Origin of the sequence: Rhodococcus cercidiphylli (assembly GCF_033042225.1) — a bacterium.
In the GTDB taxonomy this organism is placed as follows: domain Bacteria; phylum Actinomycetota; class Actinomycetes; order Mycobacteriales; family Mycobacteriaceae; genus Rhodococcoides.
On sequence record NZ_JAWLKE010000001.1, the window covers coordinates 647,444 to 667,006 of the forward strand.

Below are 19,563 nucleotides of genomic sequence, written 5' to 3' on the forward strand. Positions count from 1 at the left end.
GCGGATGCGGAGAACGTCGGACCCGACGGCTAACGTGGTTGCCGTGTCCGACCCCGCTACCTACCGCCCGGCCACCGGAACCATCCCGGTGGAGCCGGGGGTGTACAAATTCCGCGATCCGCACGGCCGCGTCGTCTACGTAGGAAAGGCCAAAAGCCTCCGCAGTCGGCTCAATTCCTACTTCGCAGACATCGCCTCGCTGCATCCTCGCACCCGCCAGATGGTCACCACCGCGGCTTCGGTGGAGTGGACCGTGGTGACCACCGAAGTCGAGGCCCTGCAGCTCGAGTACAACTGGATCAAGGAATTCGATCCGCGGTTCAACGTCCGCTACCGCGACGACAAGAGCTATCCGATGCTCGCGGTGACGATGAACGAGGAATACCCCCGGTTGTTCGTCTACCGCGGACCGAGGCGCAAGGGCGTGCGGTATTTCGGCCCCTACGCGCACGCTTGGGCCATTCGGGAGACGCTGGATCTTCTGTTGCGGGTGTTCCCCGCGCGCACGTGCTCGACCGGAGTGTTGAAGCGCCACAATCAGATCGGCAGACCCTGCCTGCTGGGATACATCGACAAGTGCTCGGCACCGTGCGTAGGCCGAGTCAGCGCCGACGAGCATCGGCGCACCGTCGAGGACTTCTGTGACTTCCTGGCCGGTAAGACGGACAAGCTCGTCCGTCAGCTCGAGAAGAAGATGCAGGCCGCATCCGAGGACCTGGATTTCGAGACCGCCGCGCGTCTGCGAGACGACGTCGGTGCGCTGCGTCGAGCATTGGAGAAGCAGGCGGTGGTGCTCGGCGACGGCACAGACGCCGATCTCGTCGCCTTCGCCACCGATGCCCTGGAAGCGGCAGTTCAGGTATTCCACGTCCGCGGCGGCCGTGTGCGAGGGCAACGCGGCTGGGTGGTGGAGAAGGCAGGCGAGGTGATCGAACGCCAGGACGAGGCCGATCTGCCCGCTCTGGTCGAACAGTTCCTGACGCAGTTCTACGGCGAGCAGGCCGCCCTGTCCGCACAGGCACCGGGCGGCGACGACGGCGGATCCAATGCCGTCCCGAGGGAAGTACTGGTTCCGGTCCTGCCGGACAACGCCGACGAGGTTCAGGTCTGGCTCAGTGAACTCCGGGGCTCGAACGTGACCTTGCGCGTTCCTCAACGCGGCGACAAGAAGGCGTTGGCCGAGACCGTCGAACGCAACGCCAAGGAGGCCCTGCAGCAGCACAAGCTCAAGCGTGCGGGCGACTTCACGTCCAGATCGGCTGCGCTGCAGGGCATTCAGGAGGCACTGGATCTGGATTCCGCACCACTGCGCATCGAGTGCATCGACATCTCCCACGTGCAGGGAACCGACGTGGTGGCCTCGCTCGTCGTCTTCGAGGACGGACTGCCCCGCAAGAGCGACTACCGCCACTACGCGATCAAGGAAGCGGCAGGCGACGGGCATTCCGACGACGTGGCGAGCATCGCCGAGGTGACTCGTCGTCGATTCCTGCGACATGCGGCCGACGGTACGGCCGAGGGGACAGGGGGCGATCTGGCCCCCGAAGCGGCCTTGGATCCGCAGACCGGCAGACCACGAAAGTTCGCGTATCCACCCAACCTGTTCGTCGTCGACGGCGGTGCCCCTCAGGTGGCCGCCGCCGCAGCGGTACTGGACGAGCTCGGCGTGACCGACGTCGCTGTGGTCGGTCTGGCGAAGCGTCTCGAGGAGGTCTGGGTTCCGGGGGAGGAGGATCCGGTGATCCTGCCGCGCACGAGCGAATCGCTCTATCTGCTGCAACGGGTCCGAGACGAAGCGCACCGGTTTGCGATCACGTTCCATCGCAGCAAGCGATCACGGCGAATGACGGCGTCGGCCCTCGATTCGGTTCGCGGACTCGGTGAGTCGCGTCGAACAGCGTTGGTGGCACACTTCGGTTCGGTCGCCAACCTCAAGCGTGCGACGGTCGCAGAGATCGTCGAGGTTCCGGGAATCGGAGAGACCACGGCCAAGTCGGTGCTGGCCGCGCTGGGTTCCGACACGGACGACGCCGATGTAGGCGATGATGGCAACGCAAGTGCAACGACATCGGGCGAGAACACGGCGGAACATGCGATCGCACCGCGTGTGGAATCGGCGGGACAGGCTTCGTAGTGAGCGAACACCAGGCACAGAGACATCCACCGTCCGAAGAACACCTCGAGCAGTCCATCGAGGGGGAGTCGCAGCACGACGAGATCGAGGTGGCGTTGGTCACCGGGGTGTCCGGCGCAGGATTGCGCACTGCGGCCAAGATTCTCGAGGATCTCGGCTGGTACGTCGCCGACAACCTACCGCCGGAGCTCATCTCCAAGATGGTCGATCTCGGACGCGAGTCCAAGCCCAGAATCGAGCGTCTGGCACTGGTGATGGACGTTCGAAGCCGCCTGTTCACCGGCGATCTGGGCTGGGTGGTGAAAGAACTCGACTCCAAGGGCGTGCGCAACAGAGTGCTCTTCCTCGACGCGTCCGACGCCGTGCTGATCCGTCGATTCGAGTCCAACCGGCGTAGCCATCCCCTGCAGAACGACGGTCAGGACGGAACGCTGACCGAGGGCATCACCGCCGAACGGTTGCGACTCGCTCAGGTCAAGGCAGCTGCGGATCTCACGGTGGACACCACGTCCCTGTCCGTGCATCAACTCCGGCGCAAGATCGAGACGGTGTTCGGTGCGGCCGAGACCACAGGAGTGGGCGTCACCGTGCAGTCGTTCGGCTTCAAGTACGGCCTGCCGATGGACGCCGACCTGGTCTGCGACGTGCGCTTTCTGCCCAACCCACACTGGGTGCCCGAGCTGCGCGAACACACCGGCCAGGACGCGGACGTTCGCGATTACGTGTTGGGGCAGGACGGGGCACGCGACTACCTGCAGACGTACACGCACCTGCTGAATCTGACCATCGAGGGATACGTGCGGGAAGGCAAGAGGTACATGACGGTGGCCGTTGGCTGCACCGGAGGAAAGCATCGAAGTGTCGCGATGACCGAGGCACTGGCGGCAATACTCGCCGACCAGGGTGATGTGTCGGTGCGCGTGCTGCATCGGGATCTGGGTCGCGAATGAGCGAGGTCGACACCGAAGTACCGGCAGCGGGCCCCAGGATCGTCGCGCTCGGCGGCGGGCACGGCCTGTACGCCACGCTGTCGGCGGCCCGGCTGCTCGGTCCCGACGTCACCGCCATCGTCACGGTCGCCGACGACGGGGGATCCTCGGGGCGTCTGCGGGCCGAGCTCGGCGTCATTCCGCCCGGAGACCTGCGCATGGCACTGGCTGCGCTGGCACGATCGGACGAGAGGACGCAGCTCTGGACGGACGTCCTGCAGCACCGCTTCGGCGGCACGGGCGCTCTGGCCGGACATTCGGTGGGCAACCTCATCCTCGCCGGCCTCACCGAGGTACTGGGCGATCCGATCGCCGCACTCGACGAGATGGTGCGGATGCTCGGAATCGACGGACGGGTGCTTCCGATGTCGCCGATCGCACTCGACATCGAGGCCGATGTCTCCGGTCTGGAGGACGACCCACGCGTGAGCCGCGTCATTCGCGGACAGGTTGCGGTGGCGACGACTCCGGGCAAGGTTCGCCGCGTTCGACTGTTGCCACCCGAACCGCCTGCCTCGGCGGATGCACTCGCTGCGATCGAGAAGGCCGACCTCGTGGTGCTCGGACCGGGATCGTGGTTCTCCAGCGTCATCCCGCACGTGTTGGTGCCCGATCAGCTCGCCGCGCTCGCTCGCACGAGCGCGCCGAAGGTACTGGTGTTGAACCTCGCACCGGAGCTGGGGGAGACCACCGGATTCTCCGCCGAGCGCCATGTCCACGTACTCTCCCAACACGCACCGGATTTGGGAATCGACTACGTGTTGGTCGATTCCGCCTCGGTCCCGGAAGGCAGCAACCGCGAGCACGTGGCGCGGGCAGCGGCCCGGCTCGGTGCCGAGGTCGTTTACGTCGACGTTGCCGAAAACGGCACCCACGCACATCATTACGGCAAGCTTGCTGCGGCTCTCGGTTCCATCGTGTCGTCCACCGACGGCACCGCACCGACTACCGCACGCAGAGAGGGGATCACTTCGTGGCCATGACAGCGGAGGTCAAGGACGAGCTGAGCAGGCTCACCGTCAGTCAGGTCAGTTGCCGCAAGGCCGAGGTGTCCGCACTCCTGCGATTCGCCGGCGGATTGCACATCGTGGCAGGCCGAGTGGTGGTCGAGGCAGAGGTGGACCTCGGGTCCATTGCGAGACGGCTGCGCCGGGAGATCTTCGAGCTGTACGGCTACTCCTCCGACGTGCACATGCTCGGAGCGGGCGGGCTCCGCAAGACCTCTCGCTACGTGGTGCGCGTGGCCAAGGACGGCGAGGCACTGGCGCGGCAGACCGGCCTGTTGGACCTGCGCGGTCGCCCGGTTCGCGGGCTGCCCGCCCAGGTGGTCGGCGGCACGGTGGGGGACTCCGAGGCGGCATGGCGGGGCGCATTCCTGGCGCACGGTTCACTCACCGAACCGGGTCGGTCCTCGGCTCTGGAGATCAGCTGCCCGGGACCCGAGGCAGCTCTCGCGCTCGTCGGAGCCGCTCGACGCCTCGGCGTGGCCGCCAAGGCACGCGAGGTCCGCGGCACCGATCGAGTGGTCGTCCGCGACGGCGAGGCGATCGGGGCACTGCTCACCCGCATGGGCGCACAGGACACCCGGCTCATCTGGGAAGAACGACGGATGCGACGCGAGGTCAGGGCCACCGCGAACCGGCTCGCCAACTTCGACGACGCCAACCTGCGCCGCTCGGCCAGGGCCGCCGTCGCCGCCGCAGCGCGCGTCGAGCGGGCCCTGCACATCCTCGGCGAGGACGTGCCGGATCATCTGGCCGCCGCGGGCTCGCTCCGGGTACAGCATCGGCAGGCGTCGCTCGAGGAACTCGGCCAGTTGGCCGACCCGCCGATGACCAAGGACGCCGTGGCAGGCCGAATTCGACGCCTGCTGTCCATGGCCGACCGCAAGGCGAAGGAAACCGGAATTCCGGACACCGAGTCCGCCGTCACCGCCGAGTTGCTCGACGAGGCATGACCGGCCCGATCACGTGATGCGCGCGCTCTGCCTGCGCGCACACTAGGGTGGGAACCGCGTGTGGCACCCCGCACGCAGGCACAATCAGACATCTGTTTTCACAACTTTTAGGAGCGAACAGTGACGATCCGGGTAGGCGTCAACGGCTTCGGCCGCATCGGGCGTAACTTCTTCAGGGCTGTCGATGCGCAGAAGGCGCTCGGTACCACCGACATCGAAATCGTTGCTGTCAACGACCTGACCGACAACGCATCGCTCGCACACCTGCTCAAGTACGACTCGATCCTGGGTCGCTTGCCGCACGATGTCTCGCTCGAGGGCGAGGACACCATCGTCGTCGGTGGCCAGAAGATCAAGGCGCTGTCGCTGCGTGAGGGCCCGTCCGCACTTCCGTGGGGTGACCTGGGTGTCGACGTCGTCGTCGAGTCCACCGGCATCTTCACCGACGCTGCGAAGGCACAGGGCCACATCGACGCCGGTGCCAAGAAGGTCATCATCTCCGCGCCCGCCAAGGGCGAGGACATCACCATCGTGATGGGCGTCAACGACGACAAGTACGACGGCAGCCAGAACATCATCTCCAACGCGTCGTGCACCACCAACTGCCTCGGCCCCATCGCCAAGGTTCTCGACGACGAGTTCGGCATCGTCTCGGGTCTGATGACCACCATTCACGCGTACACGCAGGACCAGAACCTGCAGGACGGGCCGCACAGCGATCTGCGTCGCGCCCGCGCCGCAGCCCTGAACGTGGTGCCGACCGGCACCGGCGCGGCCAAGGCCATCGGCCTGGTTCTCCCGCAGCTGCTCGGCAAGCTCGACGGCTACGCGCTTCGGGTACCGATCCCCACCGGCTCGGTCACCGACCTGACTGCGCTGTTGAAGAAGAAGGCCAGCGCCGACGACATCAACGCCGCCATGAAGGCCGCAGCCGAGGGCCCCCTCAAGGGCATCCTGAAGTACAACACCGATCCGATCGTCTCCTCGGACATCGTCACCGACCCGCACTCGTCGATCTTCGACGCGCCGCTGACGAAGGTCATCGACGACCAGGTCAAGATCGTCTCCTGGTACGACAACGAGTGGGGCTACTCCAACCGCCTCGCCGACCTCATCGGTCTCGTCGGCAAGTCCCTCTGACACCGATGGCTGTCAAGACACTGCAGGATCTGCTCGATGCCGGTGTCGAAGGCCGTGGCGTCCTCGTGCGATCGGACTTCAATGTCCCGCTCGAGGACGGCACGATCACCGACCCCGGCCGCATCCAGGCGTCGATCCCGACTCTTCGGGCACTGGTCGAGGCGGGTGCCAAGGTCATCGTGACCGCGCACCTCGGTCGTCCCGACGGCAAGCCGGACGCGAAGTACAGCCTGGCTCCGGTCGCAGCGAAGCTCGGCGAACTGCTGGGCCGCCACGTTCAGCTCGCGGGCGACGTGGTGGGTCAGGACGCCGAGGCTCGGGCCGAGGGTCTTACCGACGGCGACGTGCTGCTGCTCGAGAACATTCGCTTCGATCCGCGCGAGACCAGCAAGGACGAGTCCGAGCGAGCTGCTCTGGCTCGTGAGCTCGTTGCTCTGGCCGGCGACGACGCAGCGTTCGTCTCCGACGGATTCGGCGTCGTGCACCGTAAGCAGGCGTCGGTCTACGACGTGGCGCAGTTGCTGCCCCACTACGCGGGCACCCTCGTCGCTGCCGAGGTCGAGGTACTGGCCAAGCTCACCGAGGACGCTGCGCGTCCGTACGCGGTGGTGCTCGGCGGCTCCAAGGTCTCGGACAAGCTCGGCGTCATCGAGGCGTTGGCCCCCAAGGTCGACACCCTCGTCATCGGCGGCGGTATGGCGTTCACTTTCCTTGCCGCGCAAGGGTATTCGGTCGGCAACTCGCTGTTGCAGGAGGATCAGATCGGGGTCTGCAAGGACCTGCTCGAGCGTTTCGGCGACGTGATCCACCTGCCCGTCGACATCGTCGTCGGAGACAAGTTCGCGGCGGACGCCGAGGCGAAGACCGTGAAGGCATCCGAGATTCCGGACGGCTGGATGGGTCTGGACATCGGACCCGATTCGGTCAGCCGTTTCGCCGTCGTCCTCTCGAATGCCAAGACCGTCTTCTGGAACGGACCGGCCGGAGTGTTCGAGTTCGACAAGTTCTCGGCCGGCACCAAGGGCATCGCCGAAGCGATCATCGGAGCCACCGAGAAGGGCGCGTTCAGCGTCGTCGGTGGCGGCGACTCGGCCGCTGCGGTACGCACCCTCGGACTGCCCGACGACGGCTTCTCGCACATCTCCACCGGCGGCGGTGCATCCCTCGAATACCTCGAAGGCAAGCAGCTCCCCGGCCTATCCGTCCTGGAGGCGTAACGCATGGCACGTAAGCCGCTCATCGCGGGCAACTGGAAGATGAACCTCAACCACCTCGAGGCCATCTCGCTGGTGCAGAAGATAGCATTCTCGTTGCCCGAGAAGTACTTCGACAAGGTCGACGTGACGGTGATCCCGCCGTTCACCGACATCCGCAGCGTGCAGACCCTGGTCGAGGGCGACAAACTCCTGCTCACCTACGGTGCACAGGACGTCTCGTCCGAGGACAAGGGTGCCTTCACCGGTGAGATCAGCGGATCGATGCTGGCCAAGCTGGGGTGCACCTTCGTCGTCGTCGGTCACTCCGAGCGACGCACGCTGCACAGCGAGGACGACGCCGTCGTGCTCGCCAAGACGAAGGCGGCCCTGAAGAACGGGCTCACCCCGATCGTGTGCATCGGCGAGGGTCTGAACATCCGTGAGGCCGGCGAGCACGTGGCCTACAACGTCGCACAGCTGCGCGGGTCACTCGAAGGACTGTCGGCCGACGACATCTCCAAGGTCGTCATCGCCTACGAGCCGGTGTGGGCCATCGGTACCGGCCGGGTCGCGTCGGCGTCGGACGCTCAGGAAGTGTGCGGTGCCATTCGTGAGGAACTGAAGGCGCTGTCCTCGGACGAGGTTGCTGCGGGCGTGCGAGTGCTCTACGGCGGCTCGGTCAACGCGAAGAACGTCGGCGAGATCGTAGGACAGCCCGACGTCGACGGCGCACTCGTCGGTGGCGCTTCGCTCAAGGCGGACGAGTTCGCCACGTTGTCGGCCATCGCCGCAGGGGGACCCCTGCCCTGATCGGCCATCGGCAACGCTGTACCGAACGGTTTTCGGACACCTCGCTTCGGCGGGGTGTCCGAAGCCGTTCGCGGGGCCAGGTAGGCTGCTGAAGGCATCGAATCGAGTTTGAGGTGGACATGGATCTGTTTCTGGATATTCTGCTGGTCGTCACCAGCCTGGCACTGATCTTGCTGATCCTGCTGCATCGCGGCAAGGGCGGCGGATTGTCCAGCCTGTTCGGTGGCGGAGTGCAGTCCAGCCTCTCCGGTTCCACCGTTGTCGAGAAGAACCTCGATCGCCTCACGGTCTTCACCGGCATCATCTGGCTCATCGCCATCCTCGGTATCGGTCTGGAGATCAAGTACACCTGATCGGATTCGGCTCCGAGTGCGAGTTGGTGACGGAGCGACGATACTGGGTGGATGAGCGAATCCTCCTACGAGTCAGTCGGTTCCCCAGCCTTCGTCCCACCGACAGCTCAGGGTCGGGAGTTGACAGAGCCTCTCCGTGAGGACATCCGCTATCTCGGCGGCATCCTGGGTGAGATCATTCGCGAGCACGAGGGCGACGACGTCTTCGAGCTGATCGAGTCGGCTCGCGTCGAATCCTTCGCGGTACGCAGGTCGGAGATAGAACGCGACGATTCCGTCGGTCGCTACACCGACGTCGAAGTGGCACAGGCAGTTCCACTGATTCGCGCGTTCAGTCACTTCTCGCTGCTGGCCAATCTTGCCGAGGACCTGCACCGCGAACGTCGTCGAGCGATTCACCTCGACCGCGAGGACCCGCCACAGGACAGCAGTCTCGACGCCACCTGGCTCAAGATCGATGCCGCAGCACCGTCGCGTGAGCAGGTGGCCGCGGCCCTGACGGATGCGTTGGTCGCGCCGGTGATCACCGCGCACCCCACCGAAACACGTCGACGCACCGTGTTCGATGTGCAGTCGAAGATCACCGAGCTGATGCGGCGCCGCGATGTCGCCGCTGCGGCACGTGAGGGCAAGGCCGCCACTGCGGCGAAGGAACTGGCCGCCATCGACGTGCAGATCCGCAGGCAAGTACTGACCCTGTGGGAGACGGCTCTGATTCGGTTGTCGCGGTTGAGGATTCAGGACGAAATCGAAGTCGGCCTCCGGTACTTCGAGTCCTCCCTGTTCGACGTCATGCCGGCGTTGAACGCCGACGTGCGGGCAGCGCTGCGGGCACGGTGGCCCGAGGACGATCTACTGCCTCGCCCCATTCTCCGGCCCGGTTCCTGGATCGGCGGCGACCGCGACGGCAATCCGAACGTGACCGCAGAGGTGGTCCACACCGCGACCCATCAAGCGGGATACGTGGCGTTCGAGCATTACCTCGACGAATTGGTCGCGCTGGAGAAGGAACTGTCGATGTCCGCGCGTCTGGTGGATGTCACCGAGGATCTGAAGGCGCTGGCCGGAGCATCGACCGAGCCGGACGACCGTCGATCGGACGAGCCGTACCGTGTCGCCGTCGCCGGTATCCGGGCGCGGCTCACGGCCACCGCCCGGGCTGTGCTCGACGCGGTGCCGGTCTCCGGTATCGACCTCGGTGCGCAGAAGTACGCCGGTCCGCAAGACGTTCTCGACGACCTCGACGTCATCGATCGGGCTCTGCGGGCCGACGGGGATGCATTGATCGCCGATGATCGTCTGCTCCGGCTTCGGCAGTCGGTCGAGACGTTCGGATTCCATCTGCAGGCGTTGGACATGAGGCAGAACTCCGAGACACACGAAGAGGTGGTCGCCGAGCTGTTGGCCTGGGCCGGTGTCCACTCCGATTACATGTCCCTCGGGGAGGACGAGCGGGTCTCGGTTCTGTCGCAGGAACTTGCGACCAGGCGGCCGCTGGTCGGCCCCAACGCGCAACTGAGTGAGCTCGCCACCAAGGAACTGGGCATCGTCAGGGCCGCCAAGGAGGCCATCGACCACCTGGGCCCCGACACCATCCAGAACTACATCATCAGCATGTGTCAGTCGGTCAGTGACATGCTCGAAGCGGCGTTGCTGCTCAAGGAAGCGGGCATCTTCGACCCCGGCACCGACGGCTCGGCACCCACGTCGACGGTGGGTGTCGTGCCACTGTTCGAGACCATCGAGGATCTGCAGCAGGGCGCCGCGACCCTGCTCGCCACGCTCGACGTTCCGATCTATCGCGCGCTGGTCGCTGGGCGCGGCATGAACCAGGAAGTCATGCTGGGGTATTCGGACTCGAACAAGGACGGTGGATACCTCGCGGCGAACTGGGCGCTGTACCGCGCCGAGTTGGATCTGCTCGAGGCCTCACGCAAGACGGGTATTCGCTTGCGGCTCTTCCATGGTCGCGGCGGTACGGTCGGCCGCGGCGGCGGTCCCAGCTACGACGCGATCCTGGCGCAGCCGCCCGGAGTGGTACAGGGATCGTTGCGGCTCACCGAGCAGGGCGAGATCATCGCGGCGAAATACGCCGAGCCGTCCATGGCGCGCCGAAACCTCGAGTCTCTGGTTGCGGGAACCCTCGAATCGACTCTGCTGGATGTGGAGGGTCTCGGAGACGGCGCAGAAGCCGCATACGACATCCTGGACGACCTCGCCGCGAAGGCGCGTGCGGCCTACGGCCGGCTGGTGCACGAGGAGCCCGGTTTCGTCGAGTACTTCCGAACGTCGACGCCGGTAGCCGAGGTCGGCGAGCTGAACATCGGCTCCCGTCCGGCATCGAGAAAGCCGACAAACTCGGTGTACGACCTGCGTGCGATTCCGTGGGTGATGTCGTGGAGTCAGTGCCGCGTGATGCTGCCCGGCTGGTACGGCACCGGTTCGGCATTCGAGGAGTGGGTCGGCGACGACGATTCCAAACTCGAGGTGCTGACCGAGCTGTACCGAAAGTGGCCGTTCTTCCAGACCGTTCTGTCCAACCTCGCGCAGGTCATGGCGAAATCGGATCTGGGCATCGCGGCTCGGTACGCGGAGTTGGTTCCCGACGCGGACCTGCGCGCGCGGATCTTCGGGATGATCGAAGCCGAACATGCCACGACGGTGCGGATGTACCTGAAGATCACCGGTCACAGTCGCCTGCTCGAAGACAACCCGTCGCTCGAGCGCTCGGTGCACAATCGCTTCCCGTACCTCGAGCCACTGAATCAGATGCAGGTCGAGATGCTGCGTCGATACCGCAACGGTGACGACGACGAACGGGTCAAGCGAGGAATTCTGCTGACGATGAACGGTCTCGCGACGGCGCTGCGCAACAGCGGTTAGCCACTCACGAGGGGCGAGGAACCGGTTGTCGGTCGATCGCGTCCAACGAGGTATGACGCAGTGCAGCAGTTCGATCGATACCTGGAGAGACGGATCCGCCTACCGCATCAGCAGTAGGCGGATCGGTCGTTCGATGTCAGGATATGCCCGGAGCGTCGGCGACTACGACTGCGAGCGGCCCGGATGTGACCCCGACGCTGCCGACCCCGATTAGTCGGGTGGGATCAGACGGTGTCCAGCTTGGACGCAGCGCCTGCATCGACGAACCAGACCGTCGATTCGGTGCCGAGCGCGCCTGCCGACGGGACGTCGTCGGAATCGGCTCCGCCCACCGCAGCGGCGACGGCGTCGGCTTTGTTCGCTCCCGAGACGAGCAACCACACGTGCTGTGCGCGGCGAACCGCAGGCAGCGTCAGTGTGATGCGCACCGGCGGGGGCTTGGGGGAGTCCTCGACCGCCACGACGAAGCGGTGCTGCTCACGCACTGCATCGGTGTGGGGGAAGAGTGAATTGATATGGCCTTCCCCGCCCATTCCGAGGAGATGTACGTCGAACCGGGGCGTCGGCTCACCCTCCGATCCGGAATGCAGGATCTGTGCGTACGTTGCGGCGGCCACCTCGGGGTCGCTGCCGTGTGGTCCGTCGGATGCGGCCATCCGGAACACCCGATCCGGGTGAACATCGACGTGATCGAGCAGCGCCTCCGAGGCCTGGACCTCGTTGCGTTCGGGATCACCCCAGGGCAGGAAGCGTTCGTCGCCGAAGTAGATGTCGACGTTGCCCCAGTCGATCGATCCGGAGTCCTCACGTAGCGCCTCCAACAGCGCGATTCCGGTGCCGCCGCCGGTGAGCACCACCGATGCGGAGCCGCGCTCGGCCTGCGCGGCCGTGACCACGTCGACGAAGCGAGATCGTGCAGCGTCGACCAGGGCCTGCGCGTCCAAGTACTGAAGTACCGATGTCTTACTCATAGCTCACTTTCGACAGTCCGTGCAGGGCGAGTTCGTAGATCTCGTCCGTGTCGAGTCTGCGCAGTTCCTCGGCGAGGCACTCGCGAGTGTTGCGACGCGCCAGTGCGACCTCGGCGTCGGGCTGACCGGTGCGTCGCAGGGTTGCGGTCTTGCCGGTCTGCGGACGCGTCAGCGAGATGCTGCTGTTCTCTCTGATCAGCTCCACCTTCAGCTCACCCGCACGGCGGTGGACCGGCACGTCGAGTTTGGCGGCCAGCCAACCCGCCAGGATGTCGAGTGCGGGTTCTTCGGCCAGTCCGGACACCGTGGCCGAGACGACCGCCTCGAACGGAGCCTGGTCGAGCGCGGTGGCCAACAGGCCGCGCCAGTACGTGATGCGACTCCAGGATAGATCGGTGTCGCCCTCGGTGTAGCTGCTGAGCCGACCCTTGATCGTCGCCGTGGTGTCGGGTGAGTTCGTGGCATCGGTGATCCGGCGAATTGCCAAGCGCCCCAGCGGATCCTTCGCCGGAACGGTCGGTGCCTCGTCCGGCCACCACGCCACGATCGGGGTATCGGGCAGCAGGAACGGGATCACCACACTGTGCTCGTGATCGGCGAGTTCGCCGTTCAGGCGCAACACCACGACCTCCGATGCACCGGCGTCTCCGCCCACACGGATCTGTGCGTCGAGGCTCGATTCGGCGGATCGGTCTCCGTGGATGAGCACGATGACGCGGCACGGATGCTCGCGGCTGGCCTCGTTCGCTGCGTCGATCGCCCGTTCGGCCTTGGCCGGATCACGGCTGGCGACGATCAGTGTCAGCACCCGGCCGATGGTCACCGCACCGCCTGCTTCGCGCACCTCCACCAACTTCTTGCCGACCTCGGCCGTCGTCGTGGCGGGGATGTCGACAATCACGGTCTTCTCCATTCGCGTCCGGTGCGGTGCATCATCTCGTCACCCGAGGAAGGCCCCCAGGTACCGGCTTCGTACGGTTCCGCGGTGCCGCCGGAAGCCCAGAATTCCAGAATGGGATCGAGGATCTTCCACGACAGTTCCACTTCGGCATTGACCGGGAACAGCGACGGCTCACCGAGCAGCACGTCGAGGATGAGGCGTTCGTACGCCTCGGGCGAGGATTCGGTGAACGCCTGGCCGTAGCTGAAGTCCATGCTGACGTCGCGCACCTGCATGCTCGAGCCCGGCACCTTGGAGCCGAACCGCATCGTCACGCCCTCGTCGGGCTGGACTCGGATCACCAACGCGTTCTGACCGAGTTCTTCGGTCATCGTGGCGTCGAACGGTAGGTGCGGAGCGCGCTTGAACACCATCGCGATCTCGGTGACTCGACGCCCGAGTGCCTTGCCGGTCCGAAGGTAGAACGGCACCCCACCCCAGCGTCGCGTATCCACCTCCAGGGTGATGGCGGCGTAGGTTTCGGTGTTCGACTCGGAGTCGAAGCCCTCTTCCTCCTTGAGGCCCTTCACTTTCTGGCTGCCCTGCCACCCCGCGGAATACTGACCGCGCGCCGAGGTTCGATCGAGTGGCTCGGCGAGTTTGGTGGCCGAGAGCACCTTGATCTTCTCCGATTGCAGCTCCTTGGGGTTGAAGCTGACCGGCTCCTCCATCGCTGTGATGGCGAGAAGCTGCAGAAGGTGGTTCTGGATGACGTCGCGGGCGGCACCGATTCCGTCGTAATACCCTGCGCGACCGCCCAATCCGATGTCCTCGGCCATCGTGATCTGGACGTGGTCGACGTAATGCGCATTCCAGATCGGATCGAACAGCTGGTTGGCGAAGCGCAGTGCCAGGATGTTCTGCACCGTCTCCTTGCCGAGATAGTGGTCGATGCGAAACACGGTGTCCTCGGGGAACACTCGGTTCACGACCGCGTTGAGCTCTTTCGCGCTCTGCAGATCGTGCCCGAACGGCTTCTCGATGACGACGCGTCGCCAGTTGCCGTCCTTGCTCTGCGCCAGGCCCGAGCGCGACAGCTGCTCGAGGACGACCGGGAACGCGCTGGGCGGGATGGACAGATAGAAGGCGTGATTCCCGCCGGTGCCGCGGGTCTCGTCGAGTTCGGTCAGCGTCCGTGACAGCTCGTCGAACGCAGCGTCGTCGTCGAAGGAGCCTTGGACGAACCGGAATCCTTCGGCGAGGGTGTTCCACACCTCCTCGCTGAACGGTGTTCGCGCGTGATCGCGCACGGAATCGTGCACGATCTTGGCGAAGTCCTGGTTCTGCCATTCCCGCCGGGCAAATCCGACCAGGGCGAAACCGGGGGGTAGAAGCCCCCGGTTCGCCAGGTCGTACACCGCAGGCATGAGCTTCTTACGCGCGAGATCGCCGGTCACCCCGAAGATGACCATGCTGCACGGTCCCGCGATACGGGGGAGCCGCTTGTCTCGGGCGTCGCGGAGAGGGTTGAGCCAGTCCGCGGAGTGGAGAGGTTCGGTTTCTGCGGTGGGCACAGTCGGTCAGCTCTTCTGACCTGCTTGGCGAAGCTGCTCGCCGGTGGCCTCGAGCAACTCGTTCCAGGCAGCCTCGAACTTCTGGACGCCTTCGTTCTCCAACGTCAGGAAGACATCGGAGATGTCGATACCGAGCGCCGAGATGCGGTCGAAGATCTCCTGCGATTCCGGTCCCTTGCCCGAGACCGTGTCGCCGACGATCTCGCCGTGATCGGCAACCGCGTCCATGGTCTTCTCCGGCATCGTGTTCACCGTGTTCGGCGAGACGAGCTCGGTGACGTACATGGTGTCGGGGTAGGCGTCGGACTTGACGCCGGTCGAGGCCCACAGCGGACGCTGCGGACGTGCGCCACTGCCGACGAGCTCGCGGAACCGAGGAGCGACCTCGAAGATCTGCTGGTACGCCACGTATGCGAGACGAGCATTGGCCAGCGCGGCCTTGCCCTTGAGTGCCTCGGCATCGGGGGTGCCGATCGCATCGAGTCGGGAATCGATCTCGCTGTCCACGCGGGAGACGAAGAACGACGCGACCGAGTGGATCTTGTCGAGGTCGTGACCGGCCGCGCGGGCCTTCTCGAGACCCTCGAGGTATGCGTTCATCACCAGCTCGTAGCGCTCGACGGAGAAGATCAGCGTGACGTTGACGCTGATGCCCTCGCCGATCACCTTGGCGATAGCGGGAATTCCGGCCTCGGTGGCCGGAATCTTGATGAGCAGGTTCGGGCGGTCGACGATCTTCCACAGCTCGACGGCCTGCTCGTACGTCTTGTCGGCGTCGTGGGCCATGCGGGGATCGACCTCGATCGACACCCGGCCGTCGACGCCTGCACTCGCCTCGTACTGAGGCATCAGGATGTCGCATGCTTCTCGGACGTCGTCCGTGGTGACCGTGCGAATCGTGGTCTCGACGTCGGCACCTTCACCGGCGAGCTTGTTCACCTGCTCGTCGTAGGCCTCGCCCGTGCTCAGGGCCGCCTGGAAGATCGACGGGTTGGTGGTCACTCCGACGACGCTCTTGGTGTCGATCAGGTCCTTGAGGTTGCCCGAGCGGATGCGGTCGCGGGACAGGTCGTCCAGCCATACCGAGATGCCCGCGGCGGAGAGCTCTGCAAGATTCTTGTTCTGGGTCATGAATTATCCCTTCACATTGGTGATGGAGCGCTGTGCGGCTGCGGTGACGGCCTCGGCCGTGAAGCCGAACTCGCGGAAAAGTGTTGCAGCGTCGGCAGATTCGCCGTAGTGCTCGAGCGAGATGATCTCGCCGAAGCCGCCGACGATCTTCCACCACGGCATCGCGATGCCGGCCTCGATCGACACCCGGGCCTTGACGGTGGGCGGGATCACCTGGTCGCGGTAGTTCTGATCCTGGCTCTCGAACCACTCGACGCACGGCATCGAGACGACGCGGGCGGCGATGCCCTGCGCCTCGAGCTGCTTCTGCGCCTCCACGGCGTACTGCAGCTCGGAGCCGGTGCCGATCAGGACGACGTCCGGGGTCGCCTTGGACGACTCGACGAGAATGTATCCACCCTTCGAGACGCCCTCGTAGCTGGTGCCCTCGAGAATCGGGATGCCCTGACGCGTCAGCGCGAGACCGACGGGTCCGCTGCTGCTGGACTTGGCCAACACTGCCTGCCATGCGAATGCGGTTTCGTTGGCGTCACCGGGGCGTACCACCGACAGGTTGGGGATGGCCCGCAGCGCGGCGAGATGCTCGACCGGCTGGTGCGTCGGGCCGTCCTCGCCGAGGCCGATGGAGTCGTGCGTCCACACGTAGATGGGGTCGATGTCCATCAACGACGCGAGTCGAACTGCTGGCCGCATGTAGTCGCTGAACTGCATGAACGTTCCGCCGTAGGCACGGGTCGGGCCGTGCATGACGATGCCGGACAGAATGGCACCCATCGCGTGCTCACGGATGCCGAAGTGCAGCGTGCGGCCGTACGGCTCGGCGTCCCAGTCGTCGGTGGAGATCGACGTGGGGCCGAAGGACTTCGCACCCTTGATCGTGGTGTTGTTGCTGCCGGCCAGGTCGGCGGAACCGCCCCACAGCTCCGGGAGGACAGGTCCGACGGCGTTGAGGACCTCGCCCGACGCCGCACGCGTCGCGACGGCCTTGCTGCCGGGCTCCCAGGTGGGCAGAACGTCGGTCCAGTTCTCGGGCAACGTGCCCTGGGTCAGGCGGTCCAGCAGTTTCTTGCGCTCGGGCTCGCGCGCGGCCCAGGCGTCGAATTCGACGGTCCACTCGGCGTGGGCCGTACGGCCGCGTTCCTGCAGCTTGCGGGTGTGGCCGATGACCTCGTCGGTGACCTCGAACGTCTTGGCGGGGTCGAAATCGAGTGCCTGCTTGACCTTCGCGATCTCCTCGTCGCCCAGTGCGGCACCGTGAACAGCACCGGTGTTCATCATGGTGGGGGCCGGGAAACCGATGATGGTGCGCAGCACGATGATCGACGGCTTGTCGGTGACGGCCTTGGCAGCCTCGACGGCCTCTTCGATGGCAGTGACGTTCTCGCCGCCCTCGACCACCTGCACGTGCCAGCCGTAGGCCTCGTAGCGCGCGGCCGTGTTCTCGGACAGGGCGATGTCGGTGGAGTGCTCGATCGAGATCTTGTTGTCGTCGTAGAACAGGATCAGGTTGCCGAGCTGCTGAGTACCGGCCAGCGACGACGCCTCGGACGTGACGCCTTCTTCGATGTCGCCGTCGGAGGCGATCACGTAGATGAAGTGGTCGAACGGACTCTCGCCGAGTGCAGGCTCGGGATCGAACAGGCCACGCTCGCGGCGCGCCGCCATGGCCATACCCACGGCGGAGGCGAGTCCCTGACCGAGCGGGCCGGTGGTGATCTCGACGCCGTCGGTGTGGCGGAACTCGGGGTGTCCGGGAGTCTTGGACTTGTAGGTGCGCAGCGCCTCGATGTCGGCGAGCTCGAGTCCGAAGCCGCCCAAGTAGAGCTGCAGGTACAGCGTCAGGCTCGAGTGACCGCACGAGAGGACGAATCGGTCGCGGCCGATCCAGTGCGTGTCGGTGGGATCGTGGCGCATGGTGCGCTGAAAGAGGGTGTAAGCGAGAGGGGCCAGGCTCATCGCGGTTCCGGGGTGGCCGTTGCCGACCTTCTGCACTGCGTCCGCTGCCAGAACACGAACGGTGTCGACCGCTCGGGTGTCCAGGTCCGTCCAGTCGCTCGGGTGGTGCGCCGTGGTGAGGACGTCAATATCGTCTGTGATCGACACGAGCAGAAATCTCCTGACATTCGTTCGAGTTGTGGCTCCGAGGAATCGTCGCTCGGCGACCTATGCGATGCGCCTGGGTGGAGCGCGCACGCAGTCGGTGCCGAAGGACGTCCCCCACCAGCCTAGTTCCGTCCGACCCTACTGTCGTGCCTTCCCCCGGGCGATTGCGCACGGGTTACTCGTAGGCGACGTATTCCTCACTTTGGGTGCCCTGCGAATTGGAGGTGCAAACCCAGCCGTCTACCATCGGTCGTAGTAGGCGTACGTTCGTCGGCTGCCGCGGTAGTGAACGCGGGGGTCGGCGCGTGCGCGAAGGCGCCGAAGTGTCGCCATCGAGAGTCAACCCGCGTGCCGGTGGCATGCGAGCAAGTGGCCGAGCGCCAGAGAACGACAGTCGTGCGAGGAGACGCAGTGCGAATTGGGCAGCAGCCGGGCGGACACGGTTTCGCCGGCGGCCCCGGATTCGGAGCAGACGACGAGGGTGAGCCCACGCAGGCCGCGCCGGCGACGTCCGCCCCGCGCAGAGCATTCGCACTCTTTCTTGCGTATGTCGCGCTCACGAAGCCCCGGGTCATCGAACTCCTCCTCGTCACGACCATTCCGGCGATGCTGCTGGCCGACCGAGGAAACGTCGATCCCTGGCTGATCCTCACCACACTCTTCGGCGGAATGCTGGCCGCAGCCAGCGCCAACACTCTGAACATGGTCGTCGACGCAGACATCGACAAGGTGATGAAGCGCACCGAGAAGCGCCCACTCGCGCGCGGTGCCATGCCCGTCTCGCACGCCCTGATCTTCGGGCTCGTCCTGGGCGTGTTCTCGTTCTTCTGGCTGTGGGCCACCACGAATCTGCTCAGCGGCGTGCTCGCCGTCGTGACGATCTGCTTCTACATTTTCGTCTACACGCTCGTGCTCAAACGGCGCACCTCGCAGAACGTGGTGTGGGGCGGCGCGGCCGGATGTATGCCGGTGATGATCGGTTGGTCCGCCGTGACCGGCACGATCGGGTGGCAGGCGCTGGTGATGTTCCTGGTGATCTTCCTGTGGACACCGCCGCACACCTGGGCCCTCATGCTCCGCTACAAGGAGGACTACCAGGCCGCCAACGTGCCGATGCTGCCTGCTGTCGCCTCGGAAACGAAGGTCACCAAGCACATCGTGCTCTACGCGTGGGCCACCGTTGCCGCAACGCTCGCGTTGGCCCCGGGCTCGGGCATCGTCTACGCAGCCGTCGCTGTGGCGTCGGGAGTGTGGTTCCTCGTCGTGGCCCACCGTCTCTACGCAGGCGTGCGAGCGGGAACTCCGGTCAAGCCGCTCAAGCTGTTCATTCTCTCGAACGAATACCTGGCACTGGTGTTCTGCGGCTTGGCCGTCGACTCGGTTCTGGGCTGGCAGACGCTCGCTCAGATCCTTTCCTGAGCGAGCCGTCCGGCACGGTCAGC

General features: G+C 65.5%; 15 protein-coding genes. 10 read left to right on the forward strand and 5 right to left on the reverse strand.

Going from position 1 to position 19,563, the window contains the following annotated elements; all coding sequences use genetic code 11:
- Positions 1 to 43 precede the first annotated feature (43 nt).
- The 9 genes from uvrC (at position 44) to ppc (ending at position 11,462) form a co-directional block, all read left to right on the forward strand.
- Positions 44 to 2,134 carry an excinuclease ABC subunit UvrC gene (gene uvrC, locus R3P95_RS03120; RefSeq protein ID WP_149405833.1) on the forward strand — a complete coding sequence of 697 codons (2,091 nt, stop codon included), beginning with the start codon at positions 44 to 46 and terminating at the stop codon, positions 2,132 to 2,134.
- A gap of 56 nt (positions 2,135 to 2,190) precedes the next feature.
- Positions 2,191 to 3,084, forward strand: coding sequence for an RNase adapter RapZ (gene rapZ, locus R3P95_RS03125; RefSeq protein ID WP_094642373.1), 894 nt, complete (start codon positions 2,191 to 2,193; stop codon positions 3,082 to 3,084).
- The gene (locus R3P95_RS03130; protein ID WP_149405832.1) at positions 3,081 to 4,106 is read left to right on the forward strand and encodes a gluconeogenesis factor YvcK family protein; all 1,026 of its coding nucleotides are present in this window, start codon (positions 3,081 to 3,083) and stop codon (positions 4,104 to 4,106) included. The genes rapZ and R3P95_RS03130 overlap by 4 nt, the downstream gene beginning before the upstream one ends.
- Positions 4,097 to 5,080 carry a DNA-binding protein WhiA gene (gene whiA / locus R3P95_RS03135; protein WP_068050529.1) on the forward strand — a complete coding sequence of 328 codons (984 nt, stop codon included), beginning with the start codon at positions 4,097 to 4,099 and terminating at the stop codon, positions 5,078 to 5,080. The genes R3P95_RS03130 and whiA overlap by 10 nt, the downstream gene beginning before the upstream one ends.
- Before the next feature lie 120 nt (positions 5,081 to 5,200).
- Positions 5,201 to 6,220 (forward strand): type I glyceraldehyde-3-phosphate dehydrogenase, encoded by a 1,020-nt coding sequence (gene gap, locus R3P95_RS03140; protein ID WP_032365753.1) that lies wholly within the window; start codon positions 5,201 to 5,203, stop codon positions 6,218 to 6,220.
- Positions 6,221 to 6,225: 5 nt separating this feature from the next.
- The gene (locus R3P95_RS03145) at positions 6,226 to 7,437 is read left to right on the forward strand and encodes a phosphoglycerate kinase (RefSeq protein ID WP_032377823.1); all 1,212 of its coding nucleotides are present in this window, start codon (positions 6,226 to 6,228) and stop codon (positions 7,435 to 7,437) included.
- 3 nt (positions 7,438 to 7,440) lie between these two features.
- Positions 7,441 to 8,226: a triose-phosphate isomerase gene (tpiA, locus tag R3P95_RS03150; RefSeq protein WP_068050527.1), complete on the forward strand. Its 786-nt coding sequence runs from the start codon at positions 7,441 to 7,443 to the stop codon at positions 8,224 to 8,226.
- 119 nt (positions 8,227 to 8,345) lie between these two features.
- Positions 8,346 to 8,579: a preprotein translocase subunit SecG gene (secG, locus tag R3P95_RS03155; RefSeq protein WP_068050526.1), complete on the forward strand. Its 234-nt coding sequence runs from the start codon at positions 8,346 to 8,348 to the stop codon at positions 8,577 to 8,579.
- Positions 8,580 to 8,630: 51 nt separating this feature from the next.
- On the forward strand, positions 8,631 to 11,462 hold the full coding sequence (ppc, locus tag R3P95_RS03160) for a phosphoenolpyruvate carboxylase (RefSeq protein WP_149405831.1): 2,832 nt from the start codon (positions 8,631 to 8,633) through the stop codon (positions 11,460 to 11,462).
- Between the two features lie 224 nt (positions 11,463 to 11,686).
- Here the strand turns inward: ppc and pgl are convergent, their stop codons facing one another.
- The 5 genes from pgl to tkt are packed head-to-tail and all read right to left on the reverse strand — an operon-like array spanning position 11,687 to position 18,121.
- Positions 11,687 to 12,433, reverse strand: coding sequence for a 6-phosphogluconolactonase (pgl, locus tag R3P95_RS03165; protein WP_149405830.1), 747 nt, complete (start codon positions 12,431 to 12,433; stop codon positions 11,687 to 11,689).
- Positions 12,426 to 13,334: a glucose-6-phosphate dehydrogenase assembly protein OpcA gene (gene opcA, locus R3P95_RS03170; RefSeq protein ID WP_170946023.1), complete on the reverse strand. Its 909-nt coding sequence runs from the start codon at positions 13,332 to 13,334 to the stop codon at positions 12,426 to 12,428. The genes pgl and opcA overlap by 8 nt, the downstream gene beginning before the upstream one ends.
- Positions 13,331 to 14,887, reverse strand: coding sequence for a glucose-6-phosphate dehydrogenase (gene zwf, locus R3P95_RS03175; protein ID WP_149405829.1), 1,557 nt, complete (start codon positions 14,885 to 14,887; stop codon positions 13,331 to 13,333). Before zwf ends, opcA begins: the two co-directional genes overlap by 4 nt.
- A 6-nt stretch (positions 14,888 to 14,893) precedes the next feature.
- A complete protein-coding gene (tal, locus tag R3P95_RS03180) occupies positions 14,894 to 16,018 on the reverse strand; it encodes a transaldolase (protein WP_149405828.1) in 1,125 nt (374 codons plus the stop codon).
- Between the two features lie 3 nt (positions 16,019 to 16,021).
- Positions 16,022 to 18,121, reverse strand: a complete 2,100-nt coding sequence (gene tkt / locus R3P95_RS03185) for a transketolase (protein WP_149405827.1) — start codon at positions 18,119 to 18,121, stop codon at positions 16,022 to 16,024.
- 411 nt (positions 18,122 to 18,532) lie between these two features.
- Between tkt and R3P95_RS03190 the strand changes: the two genes are divergently transcribed.
- Complete coding sequence (locus R3P95_RS03190; protein WP_149405826.1) at positions 18,533 to 19,540, forward strand: heme o synthase; 1,008 nt, start codon at positions 18,533 to 18,535, stop codon at positions 19,538 to 19,540.
- Positions 19,541 to 19,563: the final 23 nt, after the last annotated feature.